Origin of the sequence: Neolewinella lacunae, assembly GCF_014349155.1 — a bacterium.
GTDB classification, from domain to species: Bacteria; Bacteroidota; Bacteroidia; order Chitinophagales; family Saprospiraceae; genus Neolewinella; species Neolewinella lacunae.
In genome coordinates, this window is sequence record NZ_JACSIT010000141.1 from 326,529 (window position 1) to 346,308 (window position 19,780).

Below are 19,780 nucleotides of genomic sequence, written 5' to 3' on the forward strand. Positions count from 1 at the left end.
ATTGATGCTTGAGTATAAAGATTTCCCCGCCCTTTTTCGTACATGTGATAGCTATTCAATGGCTGCGCAACGGAAGTACATATTTTGGTTCCGCTTCGAGTTATTGCTACTCGTGACAGGGGGTGTCGTGGGTACGCTTGATATAGAAAATGAGCAGTATGGTAAGTATATAGCCATTCTAGCGGCGGCGCTATTTTTAGGCGGATTAGTGGTCTCCTTCTATAGGAAATTTGAGAAGCTTGAAGATAGTTGGTACATTGGCAGAGCACTAGCCGAATCTATAAAGTCAGTAACATGGCGTTACGCTGTTAAAGGAGAACCATTCGAGGAGACTATAGAAAATGTTGACTCAATTTTCCGAAAAATGATGAGGGAGTTTATTGATGAGAATAAAGAATTCATTAAGGGAAATATTCCTGAAGACAACATGCATGCTGTTTCGCCGAAAATGAAGGAGATTCGTAATTCGTCCTTTGAGGACAGGAAGACTACATACTTATCTGAAAGAGTAAATGATCAGCTAAGTTGGTATAGGCGGAAATCAAATTATAATAAAAAGAAAAAAGACGTTTTTTTCGGTTTTACTGTAATTGCATATTCTTTAGCTATAGTTACACATTTAATACTCATTAGCGACAATACATTTTTAAATGTAACTTCAATATTTGCTACTGTCGTTGGCTGTTTAATATCCTGGACTACGATGAAGAAATATCAAGAGTTGAGCCAATCGTATGCAGTTACTGCTCATGAAATATCTTTAATTCTAGAGTCAGGCGCAGAGATAAATAATCAAGAAGACTTTTATGCATTTGTAGGTGATGCAGAAGCTGCATTCTCTCGTGAACACACACTGTGGTTGGCAAGAAGAGATGTAGTGCGTTAAATGAAACCTTCCTTACCAGTCTAGAAATCCGTGTATTTCTTAATATTTTACTTCGACACCTTGCAATTAGAGTAGCCCAATGGCCTGATTGCTCGTAATTGTTCAATCATCCAAGCAATACTTTCTCTTATTCAAAGTCTGAGCTTAGTCCAAAATATTAGCAAAACCATGTATCAAGTTCTAACTGGCATCCAGCAAATCTTAAATGCTTGCTAAGAAGTTCAAGATTTCAGAGGCCCTTACCAATTATCCCCCAGCCGCTTTCCCCACCTACCAAGCAGGCCAAAATGAATAATCAAAAAGATTTCCCCCAAACGCAGCGAGGGGATGATCCCTCATCCCCTCGCTAACTTCAATCGTTTAAGTAAGGCAAATCAGGAACCCCTTAATTCCCCCCACCCAAAATCAGCGGCAAACCACCGCCTTCACCTCCCACGACAATGACTTTGCTGTTGGGCGATTTGGCCAGTTCCAGCGTGGCTTCGATGCCTTTGTCCTGGAGGATCTTATCGGAGAGCGAAGCGGAGAGAACACGGTTGGCCGCCGCCTTGGCTTCGGCCTCGATCAGGCGGCGCTCAGCTTCCTGCTTTTCGCGGGTCAGGATGTACTCGTACTTCAACGAGCCTTGCTCGGCTTCCAGTTTTTCTTCGATGGCCATCCGGACTTTATCGGGCAGCTCGATGTCGCGGATCAGGATGGCGCGCAGGTCGACGTAATTCTCGGTCAGGACTTTTGTCAGCTCTTCCGTAATGAGCGTCTGCACTTCGTCGCGGCGGGTAGAGTACAGTTCTTCGGGGGTGAACTTACCGATGACTTGGCGGACGCTGGAGCGGACCTCCGGGCGTACCAGGCGTTCGAGGTATTCCCGGCCGAAGGTTTCGTGCAGTTCGCCGATCGTGCCGTAGTTGGGGCGGATGCGGGCCGTTACGTCTACCTTAATGGTCAGGCCGTTGCTTGAAAGAACCTCCATTTCTTCCTCCAGTTGGGTTTCCCGGACCTCGTAAACGTACATATCGTTCCAGGGCGCAACCATGTGAAAGCCAGGCTGGTAGATGTTTTGTTTGTCCAATCCTCCACTGAAGCGACGGAACAGCACGCCGCGCTCACCGGCATCAATGGTGATGAAGGCCGAGTTGCTGAAGATGATGAGGAAAATAAAGAGGAAAAAGGCAATGATGCCGAAGGTCATTAATTTTTTCTGGTTCATTTTTGCGTTGGTTGGTGCTGAAAGATAACAAAAAAAGAAGCGGGCTGCCGACTTCGGTCAGCAGCCCGGCCCCGTTTTTCGACGGACGTGGTTAATTCCTCGGCGAAGCCCCCGTGCGGTGCGCGTGGAGCCCCGGCCAAAAAACGCCCGGTGAATTAGTTCAGTCGCTCAAAAATGCCCGCAATGCCCTGGCCGCCGCCCACGCAGGCGGTCACCATGCCGTACTTCTGTCCGCGGCGCTGCATTTCGTCCAGCAGCTGGATGGTCAGTTTAGCGCCCGTGCAACCCAGTGGGTGGCCCAGGGCGATGGCTCCGCCGTTGGGGTTGACGGTCTCGGGGTCGATGCCCAGGGTCTTGATGACGGCCAGGGCCTGGGTGGCAAAAGCTTCGTTGAGCTCCGTTTGCTGGATGTCGCCAATCTTCAGGCCCGCCCGCTCCAGGGCTTTCGGGACGGCCACGCAGGGACCAATACCCATGTACAGCGGGTCTACGCCGCCGACGGAGCAGCTCACCAGCCGCGCTACGGGTTCGAGGCCGAGTTGTTTGACCATCCGCTCGCTCATCACCAGCACGAAGGCGGCACCATCGGAGGTTTGGCTGGAGTTTCCGGCTGTCACCACGCCCCCGTCTTTGAAAACGGCGCGGAGTTTACCGAGCCCCTCCATGGTGGTGTCGCGGCGGACGCCCTCGTCCATTTTCACCGTATGGCTGCTTTTGATCATTTTGCCGTCTTTGACGAAAACGTCTTCCACTTCGATCGGGACGATCTGCCCGTCGAACTTCCCGGCGTCAATGGCCGCGGCGGCGCGCTCGTGGCTGCGCACGGAAAAGGCATCAGCTTGCTCGCGGCTCACGTCGTACTTCTCGGCCACCGCTTCGGCGGTTTTGCCCATGCTCACGTGGTAGTTGATGTTGTCCATCGCCGCTTTGTAGCTGGGGCTGAGCTTGTAGCCCGTCATCGGGATCATGCTCATGCTTTCGGCGCCGCCGGCCAGGTAAACGTCGCCAAACCCTGCCTTGATTTTGCCCACCGCCATGGCGATGGATTCCAGGCCGGAGGCACAGTAGCGGTTGATGGTGATGCCGGGCACCTCCTTGCCCAGGGCGCGGGCGGCAATGAGGCGGCCCACTTGCAGGCCCTGTTCGCCTTCGGGGTTGGCGCAGCCGACGATCACGTCGTCCACCAGTTTCGGATCCAGTTCGGGGACGGTCGACATCAGGTGCCGGATCACGTCAACGGCCAGGTCGTCGGAGCGGTAGTTCTGAAATCCTCCCTTTTTGGCGCGGCCAACGGCGGAGCGGAATCCGGTTATAATGTAAGCTTCCATGCTTGAGCTTGATTTGTTGGTAGAGAAAATAAAATGGGCGCGGACGCAGGTGCTCCCCCCCGGCCCCCCGAAGGGGGGAGTAAGGATATGGAGCAAGGCGGGCGAGAAAGCACCGTCTTTAGCTCCAAGAGCGCTTAATTCCGCAGCGGCTTGTTGTGCTGCAGCGTGTACTGGATTCTTTCCAGGGTCTTCTGGTTGCCCAGCAGGCTCAGAAAGGCCTCGCGTTCGAGGTCCAGCAAATACTGCTCGCTGACGGTTTGCGACTGCGTCAGCTCCCCACCGCAGAGGATGTTGGCAACGTGCCGGGCCACCACGGCGTCGTACTCCGAGATGTACTTGCCCAGCAGGAATTCGTTGATGGCCGTGTACAGGGCGGCCAAACCAGCGCGGCCCAGTACGGTGATGTCTTCGCGCACGCTCGGGGCCACGTATTCGCGGGCCAGTTCCAGTACCTTGTGCTTGGCTTCGCCGATGTTGCGTTGCAGGTTCATCTCCACAAAGTCTTTGCCTTCCAGCAAGTACCCAAAATCAAACGCTTCAGCAGCGGAAGTGGACACTTTTGCCGTCGCAATCGTCTGGAAAGCATCGATAAGTGTCGGCATCTGTACGTCGCCTTCGAAGAATTTATCGGAAGCCCGCAGTGCCATTTCCTTGGTGCCACCGCCGCCGGGGATGAGGCCTACGCCCACTTCCACCAGCCCGATGTAGCTCTCGGCTGCGTAGACACCCGCGTCGGCGTGCATACTGATTTCGCAGCCGCCGCCGAAGACGTAGCCCTGGGTGGCCACCACTACGGGCACCTTGCAGGTCTTGATCTTCATGTTCAGTTGCTGGAAGCCGTTGACCATCGCGTCGAGCGTTTTCCAGTCTTGCTGCATGGCCACCATGCCGACGTTCATCAGGTTAGCGCCCACCGTGAAGTTCTTGCCGTTGTTACCGATGACGATGCCCTGCCAGCCTTCGCCCTCCGCCCGGTCAATGGCCTCGTTGATGGCCTCGCCGATGGCGTCGTCGATGGAGTTGGACTTGGAGGTAAATTCTACGCCCATCACGCCGTCGCCCAGGTCGTGGACGGTGGCGGAAGCGTTTTTGATGACGGGCGTCTTCTCCCGGAGGGTATCCAGGATAATGTAGGGTTCCAGGCTCGGGACGGGCTGGTAGGCCTTGGTGGCCAGGTCGTAGTACTGCCGCTTGCCGTCGTCTACCCGGTAGAAGGCGTCGTGACCAGCCGCTTGCATGTCCTTTACCCAGTCGGCCACCTTGCCGCCCTGTTCTTCGATCATGGCGATGCCGGCGGCCAGGCCGATTTGGTCCCACGTTTCGAAGGGGCCGTATTCCCAGAAGTAGCCGGTGCGCATGGCGTCGTCTACGCTGTAGAGATCGTCGGCAATTTCCGGCACGCGGTTGGCGGCGTAGGCGATCAGGCCGGCGAAGTACTCGCGCAGGAACTTGTGCTCCCGCTCTTCGCCGTTGACGATGGACTGCATCCGGCGGCCCATATCTTCAATCATCTTGGCTTTGCCGATGGCGGGGCGGGGGTTGGTGGCCGGGGCGTACTCCAGCGTCTTGAGGTTGAGGGCGTGGATGATGCTCTTGCCAGCCTCGTCGCGCTCAGCCGTCTTTTTGTAGAAGCCTTGCCCCGACTTATTGCCGTAGAATTTTTCCTGGAGCAGGAAGTCCATAAAGGCCGGGTTGCCTTTGCCCTTCACGGCGTCGATGTACTCGTCGTCGGAGACATTGCCCATCACAAATTCCGATACTTTGGCGCTGGTATCGATGCCTACGAGGTCCTGGAGGCGGTAAGTAGCCGTATTGGGCCGGCCGATGAGGCTGCCCGTGATGGCGTCTACCTCCTCGATGCTCATGTCGTACTTCAGCGTCAGGTCCATCATCATTACGCCCGACATTACGCCGATGCGGTTGCCGATGAAGCCGGGGGTGTCTTTGCAAAGCACCGTTTGTTTGCCCAGGTATACGTCGCCGTAGTGCATGAAAAAGTCGACCACATCGGGCCGGGTGCTGGCGTGGGGGATCACCTCGAAGAGACGCAGGTAGCGCGGGGGGTTGAAGAAGTGGGTGCCGCAGAAGTGGCTCCGGAAATCCTCCGACCGGCCCTCGGCCAGCAGGTGGATGGGGATGCTGGAGGTGTTGGAAGTAACCAGGGAGCCCGCTTTCCGGTGGGTATCGACTTTTTCCAGGATCTGCCGCTTGATGTCCAGGCGCTCGATAACTACTTCGATTATCCAGTCGGCATCGGCCACTTTGGCAAAGTCGTCGTCAAAATTTCCCGTAGTGATGCGGCTGGCGAAATCACTCTTGAAAAGGGCGGCGGGTTTGGACTTGAGGGCGGCGGCCAGGGCGCCGTCTACGATGCTGTTGCGCTTGGCGGGGTGTTTCTTTTCCTCGTCGCTGAGGTTGAACGGGACGATGTCGAGCATGAGCACGTCAAGGCCGATGTTGGCCAGGTGGCAGGCGATGCCCGAGCCCATGACGCCGGAGCCAAGCACGGCGACTTTCTTAAGGCGGTATTGCATGATGAAGATTTAGCGAATTTTCGCTGGCGAAGATAGGGCGTGGGGGCCGGAGTTGCAAAAAGTAGGGGCTGGGGCTTGTTGGTGGACAGTCATTGCGCTTAAAAGACTTCCTTTGGCACCTGCGGCCGCGCCCAAAACGCTGTGTATCAGGGCGCGGCCGCAGGTGCAATGAAAGGACCAAAGCAATGGACGGAACGGGCCACGTCGACGCGCTCCAACCCCATATTCCAAAGCCCATCCAGCCACACAACTCCCTGCCCCTCCAGCCGTTACCCCTCTATAATCGTCCCTTCCACACCCATGTCCCGCTGCCTGCTCCTCTTCGCTTTTTTCCTGTCGCTGGCCAACCTGGCTGGCCAGGCGACGGCATCTCCGGCGGACCAAGACCACATCATCAGCATCTTTTTCGGCGGCGGCAGCTATTACATCGATGCCGAACAGGCTACCCGGCTCAAACAGTTTCTGGATGCCATCCCCAACCTCGAAGCTTACGAAATTGAGGTGCAGGCCCACACCGATGACATCGGCAACCGCGCCTACAACCTCCGCCTCTCCGAATTCCGGGGTGCCGCCGTGCGCGAACGCCTCATCCAGTACCCCGTCGCGCCCGAAGCCATTCAGGTCCTTCCCCTGGGCGAAGACGCCCCGGTGTACAACAACGCTACCTGGGAAGGCAAGATCAGTAACCGCCGCGTGGACGTGATCTTGAAGAGGATCTTGTTTTAGGGAAGTCTCCCCCTCAAAACTCATAACACTTCACCCGCCCGCTGCTGCCACCGCTGCGGCCCCGGCTTTTGCCACCGCCGCCCCGCCGGCCCTTTCCGCCAAAATCGTGTATCCGCAGGCCCAGGAAAAAGCCGCCGCTTTGAAGACGTGCCGCGGGCAATACCGTGCCCAGCAGACGATCCGTACCCAAAAACACGGGGCCGCCACGCAACTGAAAACCGACGTTAAAGCCCGCCCCATCCTGCCATGCCGCCGTCAAACCACCCCCGTACCACCACTTGCTGTAGTGCGCCGCCAGCGTGAGGCTGCTGCCGCTGCTGAGTTGTTGTTCGCGCAGGGGCAAGTCACCCCGGTAGGCGAGGGCCAACTGCACTTCCTGCACCGGCCGCAGGGCAAATTGCAGGCTCAGGGCGGCGGGCAAACCAACGGTGAAGGCATCGCCGACCAATGATTGGGTCGGCGAACCGTACACCACCTGGCTGAGTTGCTGCAAAGCCGTATCGATGCTCTCGGGCGTAGTGAAGGAGTAGTCGTCGCCGATCAGCAAGACCTCCCCCTGGTTTTCGAAGCGGTGGCTTTCGGCGTTGCCCCCGAAGCGGAGGCTGCCCAGGTCGAGCACGGCAAGCCCCAGAACGTAGCGGTAACCACCGGAGGGGTTGTAGCCCCAAGCATACTGTATTCCCAGGTCAGTGCCCCAGCCCCGGCCCTTGCTGGTGAAGTTGGCGTTGCTGCTGCGCAGACCATCGGTCAGGGATAGGTCGGTCCGGGCGTTGACGACTACCAGGCTGTCGTTGTTTTCCTGGCGGATGAGGCGGCCGTCTTCGGGGTTGAAAAGCGATGCTCCTTCTGCCGGGAAAAGGCGGCGAAGGTTGGCACCGACGCGCAGTTCGCCGTCGGCCAGCGGAATGGCGCGGGCCAGGTGGATGCCCGCCTCGCCCCAGGCGGCGCCCGCAGCGTAGATGGTGCCAGCCGGAATGGGGATGCCGCGGGGCTGGGCCTCGTAGGCGTAGTACCCTAAAACGGGGTCAAGATCCCGGGTGCTGGCCACCGCGCGCAGGCGGGTGAAAACGCCCACCCGGGTGTATTCGCCGAGCTGAACCGAAAGGGCCGGCCCCAGTACGTCCGCCGCCACCCGGGCAAAAATCCGGCGCTGGTGGGTAGGGAAGTCGTACTGGTACGTTTTACTGCCGATACCGACCGCAAACTCAGTATCGTCGATGGCCACGCGCTCGGTGCTGCGGAGATCGCGCAGTAAACCCAGCCCCGAAGCCTGTCTAAAGAACGCATAGTTATTGGCCACGTCAAGGGAAAAAGCGGCCAGGTTCAAATCCCAATCATGCGGATTGGCAACGGTGCTGGCAGGTTGGAGCATGGCCCCATTAATGCCCGCGTGGGGGTCGAGCGCCCAGCCCAGGTTTTGGGCAGCCAGTGGAGGGGCCAAACCGCTGAGGCTATGGACGAGCAAAAAAATGAGCAGGAAGAAGCGGAAATTCATAAGAGCATTGAGCAGGAAACGGTAGCGGACCTTTCTTAGTATTGTCCATAACACGGAAAGTCCGGCCTATGGTATTGTTGGGCTTTAGCCCGACTTCCCACGGCTTAGTGCTCTTAGTGCCCTCAGTGTTCTTAGTGGTTAAAAAAAAGGCCGAAGGCCCAAAAATTACCGACGCAAAGCGCCTCAACCACGGGGCGGATCCTACCCTATTCCGCCGCTTCGAGGAACTGCATTTCGTACAATTCCCGGTAGCGGCCGTCGGTATTTTGGATCAGGGCATCGTGGCTGCCGAACTCCTTGATCTGTCCTTTTTCCAGGACCATGATGTTATCGGCATTGCGGATGGTGCTGAGGCGGTGGGCAATGACGATGCTGGTGCGCCGGTCAATCAACTTTTCAATGGCGTGCTGGATGACGCCTTCGGTTTCGGGATCCACGCTGGAGGTGGCTTCGTCCAGAATGAGAATGTCGGGGTCGAAAACGAGGGCCCGCACGAAGGAAATCAGCTGCCGCTGGCCCATGCTCAGGGTGGCACCCCGTTCCTGGACATCGTAATCGTAGCCGCCGGGGAGTTTTTCGATAAACTCGTGAGCGCCGATCAATTTGGCGGCTTCCACGACGCGCTCGCGGGAAATGGCGGGGTCGCGCAGGGTGATGTTCTCCAGTACCGTACCGGTGAAGAGAAAGACGTCTTGCAGAACCATGGCCATGCGGCTGCGCAGGGCGAAGAGCTCATAATCCCGCAGCGGAATACCGTCGATGGCGATGGTGCCTTGCTGGTATTCATAGAAGCGGTTGATGATGTTGGTGATCGTCGTTTTGCCGGAGCCCGTACTGCCTACGATGGCCAGCGTCTGCCCCGCCTGAAGCTCGAAACTGAGGTCCCGCAATATCCACTCCTCGTCATTATAGGCAAACCAGACGTTTTTAAAGCTGACGTCGCCCTTCAGGCTGCCCGGGGCTACCGTGCCTTTGTTCTCGATCTGATCCGTACGGTCCAGTACCCCGAAGACGCGTTCGGCGGCAACGAGGCCCATTTGCAGGGTGTTGAACTTATCGGCCAGTACCCGGATGGGGCGGAAGAGCATGTTGATGTAAATCGGGAAGGCCACCAGCGCCCCCAGGGTGACCCCCCCGGCCCGGGCCACATCCGACGCGCCCCACCACACCATCAGCGCCAGCGAGGCGGCCGCGATGATGTCTACCGTAGGAAAAAAGATCGCGTAATAAAGAATGGCGTCAATGTTGGCGCGGCGGTAATCTTTGTTGATGGCCGCAAAAGATTTTCGCTCCTGCTCCTCGGCGTTGAAAATCTGCACAATCCGCATGCCCGTGATGCGCTCTTGTAAAAAGGCATTCATTTTCTGGATCTGGGTTCTTACGGACTGGTAAGACTTCTTCACGGCCTCCTTGAAAATGTAGCTGGCCAAGACCAGGAAAGGCATTGTTGTAAGGCAAATCAGCGTAAGCCGCCAGCTCGTGTTGATCATCACCGCCAAGACGGCGACGATGGAGATCAAGTCGGCCATTATCGTGATTACCCCCTCCGTGAAAATGCTGTTGATGGACTGGATGTCATTAATCGTGCGGGTGGTGGAGGTGCCAATTGGCGTTTTATCAAAGTAGCTGAGCTTCAGGCTGTTGATGTGGTTGAAAACCCGCACGCGGAAGTCGCGGATGATCGACTGTCCCAGCCAGTTGGAGATGTAGATGAAGGCGTAGCGGCAGATGGCCTCCAGCACGATGACGCCAAACACGATGGCGGCCCAGAAGGTCATCCCCTCAATGTCGCCCACAAACACAAACTCATCCACAATCTTCTGCACAATGCGGGGCCGGGCAATGGCCAGCGGGGCCAGTAAAACCGCCAATAAAATGGCGACCAGGGCAAGATTACGGTAGGGCAGCGCGAGCGCCAGCACCCGTCGGAAGAGGGATAAGTCGAACTTTTTCTGGGAATCTTGCTGGCTCATGCACGGGGTTTAACACGCCTGACGGGGAAAAGATGCATTTGTACTTTAACGACTATCAACCTTTGTGCCGCAGACCGGGGGCCAGGGCCGCCGATTTGCAACGGGACAGTGTTTCGGGGGTCATGCGCAGGTAATTGGCGATGTATTTGGCGGGAATCTCCTGGAAAAGGCGGGGGCTGCGCTCCAGCACCCGGCGGTAGCGTTCGGCGGTGTCGTTCGTCAGCAGGTCAATTTCCCGCTCAAGCTGCCCCAAAACCATCCAGTGCATGATTTGCTGCCAAAGCTGGTTGAAGGCAGGGTCTTCCTTAATCCGTGCGAAGCAGACCGACTGCGGCAGCACCCGGACCGTCGTTTTGCGCAGGGCCTGGGCGTAGAGCGAACTGGGTCTTCCAACGAGAAAACTATCCAGCGCCACCACGAAATCGCCAGCGTAGCCAAAGCGCACCTCCTGGGCTTCGTCTTCCAGCAGTAAGTAGTAATGCAAGGTGCCTTCTTCGAGGTAGTACACGTTGGTGTCCGTTGCCCCGGCCCGCAACAGGTGATCGCCCCGCTTCAGTACCAGGGTGCTGTGCCAAAGCTGCTGGCCGTCCAGGTAATCGTACAACTGCTGCAGTAAATGAGCCATGATGGCAAGATAACCGCTTCCGCCCACATCCCGGCAAAAAAGGAGTGTTCCGCCCCAGATCCCCAAAAAATCGCTCCCAGTTTATGGAAAGCGCTGACCGTGAACGTCCTGACACAAAGCCAAATGGACTATGCGCTACTTCTTCCTTTTGCTCCTCTTCCTCTTCCTTTGCACCTGCGCCCGCGCCCAATTGACCGTGACGGCCGATGTGGGTCTGCGCGCTGAATACTGCAACGCCACGGTGAATGACCCGAACACGGACTGCACCAACGTGCCCCCCGGCAACGATATGCTCACCTATCTGCCCGGACAAGACGGGGAAATTCTCATCACCTACCGCGTAACCAATAATTCTGGCCGAGACATTAATCAACTTAGCCTTGTTGACACGGAATACGGCGTGGTGCTTCCTCTAACCACCGTTACCGTTCCCGACCGGACAAGCCTTGCGGTCAACTTCATTCGCCCGGCCCGCACTGTACCAGCCACGAAGACGAACACGATCACGCTCAACGTAAGGTACGTTAATGGCCAGTTGGGGTCGGCAATGAATACCTATACCATCGAGGTCGTCGCTCCCTCGCTGGAAATCGCGGCATTTGGCATCGGGCGGACGGCCGACAGCGGGGCCTGCGACGGCAGCTCCAACACGGCCTGCTTCGCTTTGGACGGCACGACCAGCGTGACCGTCGGAGCCCGCGACTCCATCAGCGCCTATTTCCGCTGGCGCAACAACGGATTGAGCACAATTGACCAGGTCACCTTCCTGGACAGTAACGCACCGGGCACCGAAGGCATCCAGGAAAATCCCCGCACGATTGACCTGGCCCCGAACGCTAATACCTTCGGGACCGACTTTTTCGTCGCGCCCGACGCCCCCGGCACCTACACCCGGACGTTTACGCTGACGGCGACGGACTTGGCGGGCAATACTTCCACGGTTTCCGTCAACTATACGCTCGTCGTCGTTGCTCCCTCTCTGGAAATCATCGAATTCGGCATTGGGCGGACGGCCGACAGCGGGGCCTGCGACGGCAGCTCCAACACGGCCTGCTTCGCTTTGGACGGCACGACCAGCGTGACCGTCGGAGCCCGCGACTCCATCAGCGCCTACTTCCGCTGGCGCAACAACGGACTGAGCACAATTGACCAGGTCACCTTCTTAGACAGTAACGCACCGGGCACCGAAGGCATCCAGGAAAATCCCCGTACGATCGACCTGGCCCCGAACGCTAATACCTTCGGGACCGACTTTTTCGTCGCCCCCGACGCCCCCGGCACCTACACCCGCACCTTTACGCTGACGGCTACTGACCTGGCTGGCAATACCACTACGGTTTCCGTTAATTACACGCTGATCGTTACTGCGCCCTCCTTGGCCATCATCGAATTTGGCATCGGGCGGACGGCCGACAGCGGGGCCTGCGACGGCAGCTCCAACACCGCCTGCTTCGCTTTGAACGGCACGACCAGCGTGACCGTCGGAGCCCGCGACTCCATCAGCGCCTACTTCCGCTGGCGCAACGTTGGCTTGAGCACGATTGACCAGGTCACCTTCCAAGACAGCAACGCACCGGGCACCGAAGGCATTCAGGAAAATCCCCGCACGATTGACCTGGCCCCGAACGCTAATACCTTCGGGACCGACTTTTTCGTCGCGCCCGACGTCCCCGGCACTTATACCCGTACGTTTACGCTGACGGCTACTGACCTGGCCGGCAATACCACCACGGTTTCCGTTAATTACACGCTGATCGTTACTGCGCCCTCCTTGGCCATCATCGAATTCGGCATCGGGCGGACGGACGACAGCGGGGCCTGCGACGGCAGCTCCAACACCGCCTGCTTCGCTTTGGACGGCACAACCAGCGTGACCGTCGGTACCCGTGACTCCGTCAGCGCCTACTTCCGCTGGCGCAACATCGGGTCTGGGATCATCGACCAGATCACCTTCCAAGACAGCAACGCACCGGGCACCGAAGGCATTCAGGAAAATCCCCGCACGATTGACCTGGCCCCGAACGCTAATACCTTCGGGACCGACTTTTTCGTCGCGCCCGACGCCCCCGGTACCTACACCCGCACCTTTACGCTGACGGCGACGGATCTGGCGGGTAACACCAGCACGGTCTCGGTGAATTATACCCTGATGGTCAGTTGTGCCATCGGTGATTTTGCCCCGCCAACGGCCTTGTGCCAAAACCGTACGTATACGATCGTCCAGGGGGGAAACCGGACGATAGCAGCCGGAGCACTTGACGGAGGCTCATCGGATCAATGTGGCAGCATTGTGGGCGGCTTGTTGAGCCAGAATACTTTCGATTGTTCCGACGCGGGCCCAAATACGGTTACCCTGACGGTAGAAGACGAAGCTGGCAACCAGGCGAGTTGCAACGCAACGGTCACCATCGTAGTGGAAGAAGCTGTTTTTGCGGGCAATGACGGAGACTGCGTCTTCACGACGGTGCCCGTCAGCCGGGGCAACACCTGGTACAATCTGGACTTCCCGAGCGGGGAACTCATCGCGCAGGTCAGGATTGGCAACAACACCAACGTCGCCAGCGTACGCGCCAGGGTTTTCAAAGGGGCTGCCACTACGGAAAGCATCGGCGGCCAGGCCTATTTGGGTAAGCGCGTCGTCATCCAGCCCCTGGGGGTCGGTGGTGCGCCTGTACAGCCTAACGTGGAGCCCGTTGAGGTAAGGCTCTTTTACTCGGGTGCGGAAATTGCGGCCTTGCTGTCCGCTAGCCCCGGAGCCAGCCTGGCTTCGCTGACTCTGGTGAAGACAAATTCCAACGACTGTTTCGGGGCCTATAACCCCAACGGAGCGGTGCCGATGACGGCTTCCACCACCACTTTTGGTTGTGCGGAAGACCGCTTTTTCGAGTTCTTCACCAATACTTTTTCCACTTTCTACCTGTTTGCCAACGATGCGGTGTTGCCGGTGGAGCTTACCGAATTTACTGCCCGCGCCATCGAAAAGCAGCGGGTATTATTGGAATGGACGACGGCCGCTGAAACAGACAACAGCCACTTTGTAGTGGAGCGTAGTGCGGACGGAGTAAACTTTGTGGAGTTGGGCGCGGTCGCAGGTGCCGGGCAAAGCCAAGAGGAGCAAGGATATGAGTACCTCGATATTCATCCTTTCACGGGCGTCAATTATTACCGGCTCCGGCAAGTCGACTTCGGCGGAAGCACCCACCTCAGCGAAGTGCGGCAGGTCACCATCGAGGGCGAAGTCAACGTAGTGCTCTACCCCAACCCGGCGGTGAATGAGCTGCGCCTGCGGGGCTTTCCCGGCGGCCAGCTGCGGATTCTGGACGCCCACGGCCGCCAGGTGCTGGAAAAAAACCACGCTGCCGCCGAGCCGCTCAACGTGGCCACCCTTCCCCCCGGTGTGTACTTCCTTCAATTGCCTTCCCAAACCCTCCGCTGGGTAAAACGCTAGCGGGTATAAGATGCACATAGTCCAGGTGCTTACGCATTTGGGGCCCCCACTGTGGTGCGCTGCGGTGGGGGCGTTTTTTTTTGCAACGGGAGCTCGCTTACGCTTTGTTCATCATTTCCCGCACGTTGAGGTCGCGCGCAAACTCCAGGAAGTAGCGGTGGGCGGGGGTGAAGCGAAAGTGGTCGTCGTCCAGTCGGTCGATGAGGCTGCGGCGGGCCAGCTCAAGGTAGAATTTGGCGCGTTGGTCGGCATTGCGCAACTTATCCGTTGCTTCGAGGACGTTGTTGAACGACGACTGCTCGAAGCGTTCTTCCCACTGGCTGATGGAAAAGATGCCAAAGGAGAGTTTTTCCAGCAGGTTGCTGTCTTCCTGGTCCAGCTCGTAGCAGAAGACGGCCAGGAAAATGCAAATCGAACGGGCCAGGGGGTCTTTGTCGCGGTTGCTCGTCAGCAGGGCGTAATCGGCGGTGAGCACCAACTGCAAGCGGAAACTTTCGTGGAAAAAGCGCTGATAAAACTCCCGCTGCTCCCGCAAGGCCAAAAAAGCGGCTTCTCCCTCCAGCAGGAAACGACCTTCCCGGAAGAGGGCGTTGACGATGGCAAAGTGTTCGGGGGGGTACTGCATGGGTTCGGACGGGATTAGCGGTTGGGGGAGGACTTGCGGCCAACGACCTCCACGCGGGGAAGGCGGTAAGTAAAGCCTTCCACGGGAAAAGAGTGGTAGTCGGGGAAAAAAGTCAGGGCGTACCGTTCACTATCGCTGAACAGGAGGCTGATGAGGGACAGCAGGTAGCGTTCGCGGTCGGCGGTGTCTACTCCGGCCATGGTCTCCTCGCACCAGCCGAAGAAATCACTCAGGGGCAGGGCGGCGTCGAGCTTTTTGCGGTAAGCAGCCCGCTGGAAAACGGGGACTACGGCCGCGGCGGGCCCTTCGCCCAGGCGGATGCGGGGGCGCCTGGTGGCTTTGATGAATTGCTCGACGTACATCCGCAGGTCGGCCTGGGTCTGGTCACCGAAGATCTGTAGTTTGTGGCGCTGGCCCAGCTCGGGCGTGGGGAGGAGGAAAGGGCGTTCCAGGAAGGCCAGAAAGCCTCCCAAGACCTCGCTTTCCCGCTGGATGCGGTCAATGAGGGGCGTCAGTTCGCGGCGGATGACGTCGGTTTCTCGGAGCAAGTGGCCATTGACGAGGCGCAACAGTTGGTCGAGTTGTTCGTAGCGGTCTTGCACGGCCGGGGCGTGGGTGCCCAGGCGGTCGAGGTTCACGTCGCGCCCGATGCGCTGGAGCAGGCTGGCGATGGAGTTCTCGTGGTTCAGGTCGATGATGTTGGTCAGCGGGTCGATGTAGTGGCCAATGAGTTGCTTGGCTTCCCGCAGCCGTTCGGCGTAGCTGAGCTGGCGGCGGTTGATCTTGAGTTGTTGGGTCCGCTTGAGCAGGGTGTGGGTGTTGTTGGTGACGTTATCCAGGAAGCTCTGGATTTCGTCGTACAGGCGTTCGAGGCGCAGGGCGTGCGTTACCTCATCCATCTGCTGGTGCACGTTGAGCAGGCCGTAGAGGTCCTGGATGGACCCGTGGTAGCGCCGCAACTGTTCGGGCAGCATGGGTTTGAACTCCTGGGTCAGGAAACCCAGATAATTGCCGACTTGCTCGGTCATGCGGTAATCGTCGCCCATCTCCCGCAGGATTTTGTAGGCGAAGAGCCGGCGCGTGACGATATCTCCCCGGTGGCGGGTGATGGCCTGGAAGGCCTCGGCCGGGATGAGGTGTTCCTTGAGTTGTACCTGGTAGAGGTCGCGGAGGATTTCAAAATTGTCCTCCACAAAACGCATCACCTGGCGGGGTTCGGCACGCAGGATCATGGGGGAGGGACTTGAGGGATGAAAAGGGCCTGCTGTTCCAGAAACCGGTTGGTGGTGGCCAGCAGCTGGCGGATGAAGCTTACCCCGGCATCGTCGGAATGTTGCACGCGGGCGGAGGCGGTGGCTCCTGCTTTCAGGGGTCTGGAAAAGCGTTGCCAGGTGCTTGCGAGGTCGGCGGGCAGGTACAGTTGCGCCCGGGGGAAGCTGGCGTGGAGGCGCAGGTATTCGTCCAGCCCCGTATAATCGTAATCGCCGAAGTGCAGCAGTTCCTCGCAGTTCAGCCCGTTGAAGGTGGTCTTGCCCAGGCGGCCGTAAGGGTGGACAAAGACCCACCCGGCCCCCAGCACCGCTTCGGCGTTCAGGAAGCTATCGAGGTTTTCCACGGTGCAGATCCGGCTGGCGGCCAGGTCGGGTTTCTGGCAGGCGAAGCAGCCAAATTGCCGGGTGAAACTCCCCAGGTCGAGCGTCTGCCCGTTGAGCTGTACGCTGCCTTCGCCGCGTAGCAGGACCAGCCCGGCGGAGGGGCGCTTGCCGGCTTTGCTATCCCGGTAGCGGTGGAGGTTGCCGGCCGCGTCGGCCTGGTGCAGCTGGTGCCGGCCGGGATAGCGGCTATCGAGGTACTGGCCCAAGGCTGCTGCATCGACAACGCGGACAATGTACCCGCCGCCCCGCCCTTCCTCCCGGAGGATGGTGGCGGAGACCAGGGCGGCGTAGGCATTGCTCTTCCGTACCGTCCCCGGCACCTGCGACCGCGCCAGAAAACCTTCTTTTTCCAGCCGTTCAAAAAAGCGCAACTCAACTTCGTTCGGCATCGATGTAGTGTTTGTTGCGGTCCACCACCAGCGAGCGGTCGGCCGCCCGGCTGATCATCACGTAACGATCGAAGCCCTCCACCATTTCGGGGGCGGCGAAGATGGGGTAGAAGTGGTTTTCGGCGCAGAAACGGACCAACTGCGGCCGGTTCTTTCCGTCAATGGTGGCGATTTCGTCGATAAACACGACTACGCGGTTTTCCGGCCCCAGCTCGGCCAACCGGCTGATGACGTGCATGACGATGATGAGCCGCAGCATGCGGTCGGTGCCGTCGCTTTCGATCTGTTTGCTCAGGTCGACCGTTTTTTCCTTTCCGTTGACCGTCAGTTTGAGCTGGAGTGTGAAGAGGTCGCTGAAGAGGATGTCGCGCCCCTGTTCGATGTAGCGTTTGAGCACTTTCATGCCGCCGCCGTCGCGTTGGAAGAGGTTGCCGCCCAGGTCGAGGCCGCTGATTTTTTGCAGGTCGCTCCGCAGTTGATCGTTGTGGATGAGCTCAATGCGCAGCTGCTCGATGTTGGAGATTTGGTGGTTGGCCAGGCTGCGGTTGAACTGCTTGGAGATGAATTCGCTGAACTTCTGGTACTCGTTCAACAGATCGGCGGCCGGGTTGGCGAAGCGGTGGCTGATGTTGTCCACGAGGCTCTGGATGGCGACAGCCTGGTCTTCCATCCCCGCAAATTCGCCGGTTACTTCTTCGATGAAGGCCGCCTCGGAAGCCGTTTCGGAAAGGAGTTGGGTGCGCAGTTGGCGGAACTGGGTGTGGACCTGGTTGCCGAGCAAGCGTTGATCCTGGTAGCCTTTTTCGAGGGCGTTGAATACGCCGTCGAGGCCCCCGTCGGGCAGCGGGCGGGGGAGGTATTCGAAATTGGTGGTCTCGATCTGGAAGCCTTCCAACTTGCGCAGTTGGGCGTGGATTTTGTTCAGGTCCCGTTCCCGCGCCTCGTGCTGCCGTTGCAGGATTTGGAGGGCCTCCTGGGTTCGGCGCATGGTCTCGGCGTTCTGGCCGGCGTCTTTTTCGGCGGTGGCCAGTTCCGCTTCGGTATGCACGATGGTGCTGCGCAGTTCGGCGATGGCCGCAACAACCTCCGGCTCGCTTTTCCGGAGTTCGAGCTGCTTGCTCAGGTTGCGGAGCTGGGCTTCCTTTTGTTGCAGTTCGGCCTCTACGGCGGCGCGGTTTTGGGCGGTTTTCAGCAGGCGTTCGGTGCGCTGTCGGCTTTGTCGCAACTCCGCAATTTCCCGGTCGAGGGCTTCGGGCGAGGGAAGGTCGGGCAGCTCCAGGTTTTCGGGCAGTGCGAAGACCCCGTCGAAAAGCCGGACGAGCCCTTCGGTACTGCTGATGGCCGTACGCAGGGCGGCGGCATCGGAGCGGGCGACGGTCTGGCTGAGGATGGCCGAGAGGCGACGGCGGTCCTGTTCGTCGGCGGCCAGGTGGAGGATGAGCCAGTTGCCGATGTTCTCCCGCTGCCCCTGCCGTTCCTGGAGCTGCCGGGCGTTGCGGCGGAGCTGGTCTTCGAGCTCGGCCACGGTGTGCGGGCTCTGCTTGAGTTCGCTGAGCTGGAGGCGGATGCTGTCGATGCCTTCCCGCAGGTTTTCCTCGCCGAGGCGCAGGAATTCCACGTCGGGCAGGGCGGCAATTTCGGCCAGTTGCTGTTCTTGTTTGGCGAGTTGCCCCAGGTGGAGGCCGAGGGTGGTGCGGGCGGCCCCGACGGCCTGGTTGGCCCGTTTCCACTCCCGTTCTGCGGTGTCGAGGAGGGCCTGGGTTTCCTGGAGGTCTTGCTCGTGTCGTCCTTTGCCCGCCTGAATGTCCGCCCGGATGCGGGTGGAATGGTGTTGAAAGTGCAGGGCCAGCAGGGCCAGCCGTTCTTCCCCCTCCTGCAGGCTGTGGTAGTTGTCCCGGAAGGTGGCGAATTCGCCTTCCACGCCGCGGAGGGTTTCCACGCGCGATTGGAGGCGGCGCAGGCGGTCTACGTCGGCCAGGTTGTTTTTGCCGTACTGGAGGGCGCTGTCTTCGCGATGATCGGCCAGCAGCAGGATTTCACGCAGGGCGGGCATATCGATCAGGCGGGTATCGATGAGGTAGCGGTAGAGCTTGCTGAAGCCCTCGGCGGCGCGGCCGTGGCCACTGGCTTTGAGCCAGACGGCCGCATCGTTGGCCCGGCCGGTGTGGTAGATGGTCTTGAAGATGTCGCGCTGGTTGCGCAGCTCTTCGAGTTTGATGCCGTCTTGCACCCACTTCTTTTTGAGCGCAATGAGTTTGCGGGGCTGCAGGCCGCCGTCGGGGGCGGTATCGAAGAACAGCTCGCGCTGGTAGCCGTGGTGGAGGCGGGCGTAGTTGGGGTTGCCCTCGCCGTCGCGCCACACGACGATGCAGTAGGTGCGGCCGCGCTTGCTGATTTCGAAGACGATGAAGCTGCCCTCGGCCTCCGGGAAGTAGTACTCCATCGTCGTCTTATCGGCGGCTTTGCGGCCCATGAAAGACATCCGCTTGCGGTTGATGACGAAGAGGAAGTTGAGGGCGTAGATGAGCGACGACTTCCCAACGTTGTTGCCCCCCACGAGCTGCATGGCCTGCCCGTGGCGGAAGTCGAGTTCGGCCAAGTCGTAAGTGCAGGAGCGGATGAGGGTCAGCGTGGTCAGCATGCAAAAAACCTGGTCTTACCGCTGGCAGTAGCGGGGGTGCAAGGTAGTCAGGAATGAAGAAATAGGGGGGCGAAGGAGGTGACTTTCGCTGCGCAGTATTTCCGCTGGGCGCGGCCGCAGGTGCAGGCACCAGGACGGAAGAGCAGGGGGAGGAGTCTCCCCCGCCGCATTCGCTACTCCGCCCAATAAGGAAAATCCGACGAAAGCGTCGGGCTTAATCCGACACAACCAAAGCGCCCTTTCAAGGA

General features: G+C 58.8%; 13 protein-coding genes. 3 read left to right on the forward strand and 10 right to left on the reverse strand.

Annotated elements, in window-relative coordinates:
• Nucleotides 1-4 precede the first annotated feature (4 nt).
• The gene (locus tag H9S92_RS17055) at nucleotides 5-886 is read left to right on the forward strand and encodes a DUF4231 domain-containing protein (RefSeq protein ID WP_187467896.1); all 882 of its coding nucleotides are present in this window, start codon (nucleotides 5-7) and stop codon (nucleotides 884-886) included.
• A gap of 385 nt (nucleotides 887-1,271) precedes the next feature.
• On the opposite strand, the gene H9S92_RS17060 is transcribed toward H9S92_RS17055, so the two are convergent.
• The 3 genes from H9S92_RS17060 to H9S92_RS17070 form a co-directional block, all read right to left on the reverse strand.
• The gene (locus tag H9S92_RS17060; protein ID WP_187467897.1) at nucleotides 1,272-2,093 is read right to left on the reverse strand and encodes a prohibitin family protein; all 822 of its coding nucleotides are present in this window, start codon (nucleotides 2,091-2,093) and stop codon (nucleotides 1,272-1,274) included.
• 155 nt (nucleotides 2,094-2,248) lie between these two features.
• Complete coding sequence (locus H9S92_RS17065) at nucleotides 2,249-3,421, reverse strand: thiolase family protein (RefSeq protein ID WP_187467898.1); 1,173 nt, start codon at nucleotides 3,419-3,421, stop codon at nucleotides 2,249-2,251.
• Between the two features lie 134 nt (nucleotides 3,422-3,555).
• The gene (locus H9S92_RS17070; protein WP_187467899.1) at nucleotides 3,556-5,955 is read right to left on the reverse strand and encodes a 3-hydroxyacyl-CoA dehydrogenase/enoyl-CoA hydratase family protein; all 2,400 of its coding nucleotides are present in this window, start codon (nucleotides 5,953-5,955) and stop codon (nucleotides 3,556-3,558) included.
• 300 nt (nucleotides 5,956-6,255) lie between these two features.
• On the opposite strand from H9S92_RS17070, the gene H9S92_RS17075 reads away from it, so the two are divergent.
• Complete coding sequence (locus tag H9S92_RS17075; RefSeq protein ID WP_187467900.1) at nucleotides 6,256-6,681, forward strand: OmpA family protein; 426 nt, start codon at nucleotides 6,256-6,258, stop codon at nucleotides 6,679-6,681.
• 13 nt (nucleotides 6,682-6,694) lie between these two features.
• Here the strand turns inward: H9S92_RS17075 and H9S92_RS17080 are convergent, their stop codons facing one another.
• The 3 genes from H9S92_RS17080 to H9S92_RS17090 form a co-directional block, all read right to left on the reverse strand.
• Nucleotides 6,695-8,176: a DUF5723 family protein gene (locus H9S92_RS17080; RefSeq protein WP_187467901.1), complete on the reverse strand. Its 1,482-nt coding sequence runs from the start codon at nucleotides 8,174-8,176 to the stop codon at nucleotides 6,695-6,697.
• 206 nt (nucleotides 8,177-8,382) lie between these two features.
• The gene (locus tag H9S92_RS17085; RefSeq protein ID WP_187467902.1) at nucleotides 8,383-10,149 is read right to left on the reverse strand and encodes an ABC transporter ATP-binding protein; all 1,767 of its coding nucleotides are present in this window, start codon (nucleotides 10,147-10,149) and stop codon (nucleotides 8,383-8,385) included.
• 55 nt (nucleotides 10,150-10,204) lie between these two features.
• Nucleotides 10,205-10,774 carry a Crp/Fnr family transcriptional regulator gene (locus tag H9S92_RS17090; RefSeq protein ID WP_187467903.1) on the reverse strand — a complete coding sequence of 190 codons (570 nt, stop codon included), beginning with the start codon at nucleotides 10,772-10,774 and terminating at the stop codon, nucleotides 10,205-10,207.
• A gap of 130 nt (nucleotides 10,775-10,904) precedes the next feature.
• Between H9S92_RS17090 and H9S92_RS17095 the strand changes: the two genes are divergently transcribed.
• A complete protein-coding gene (locus H9S92_RS17095; protein WP_187467904.1) occupies nucleotides 10,905-14,222 on the forward strand; it encodes a T9SS type A sorting domain-containing protein in 3,318 nt (1,105 codons plus the stop codon).
• A gap of 97 nt (nucleotides 14,223-14,319) precedes the next feature.
• On the opposite strand, the gene H9S92_RS17100 is transcribed toward H9S92_RS17095, so the two are convergent.
• The 4 genes from H9S92_RS17100 to H9S92_RS17115 are packed head-to-tail and all read right to left on the reverse strand — an operon-like array spanning nucleotide 14,320 to nucleotide 19,532.
• Nucleotides 14,320-14,847 carry a condensin complex protein MksE gene (locus H9S92_RS17100; RefSeq protein ID WP_187467905.1) on the reverse strand — a complete coding sequence of 176 codons (528 nt, stop codon included), beginning with the start codon at nucleotides 14,845-14,847 and terminating at the stop codon, nucleotides 14,320-14,322.
• Nucleotides 14,848-14,861: 14 nt separating this feature from the next.
• Nucleotides 14,862-16,079, reverse strand: a complete 1,218-nt coding sequence (locus H9S92_RS17105) for a hypothetical protein (protein ID WP_187467906.1) — start codon at nucleotides 16,077-16,079, stop codon at nucleotides 14,862-14,864.
• Nucleotides 16,076-16,891 carry a Wadjet anti-phage system protein JetD domain-containing protein gene (locus H9S92_RS17110; protein WP_187467907.1) on the reverse strand — a complete coding sequence of 272 codons (816 nt, stop codon included), beginning with the start codon at nucleotides 16,889-16,891 and terminating at the stop codon, nucleotides 16,076-16,078. Before H9S92_RS17110 ends, H9S92_RS17105 begins: the two co-directional genes overlap by 4 nt.
• The gene (locus H9S92_RS17115; protein ID WP_187467908.1) at nucleotides 16,875-19,532 is read right to left on the reverse strand and encodes a hypothetical protein; all 2,658 of its coding nucleotides are present in this window, start codon (nucleotides 19,530-19,532) and stop codon (nucleotides 16,875-16,877) included. Before H9S92_RS17115 ends, H9S92_RS17110 begins: the two co-directional genes overlap by 17 nt.
• Nucleotides 19,533-19,780 lie beyond the last annotated feature (248 nt).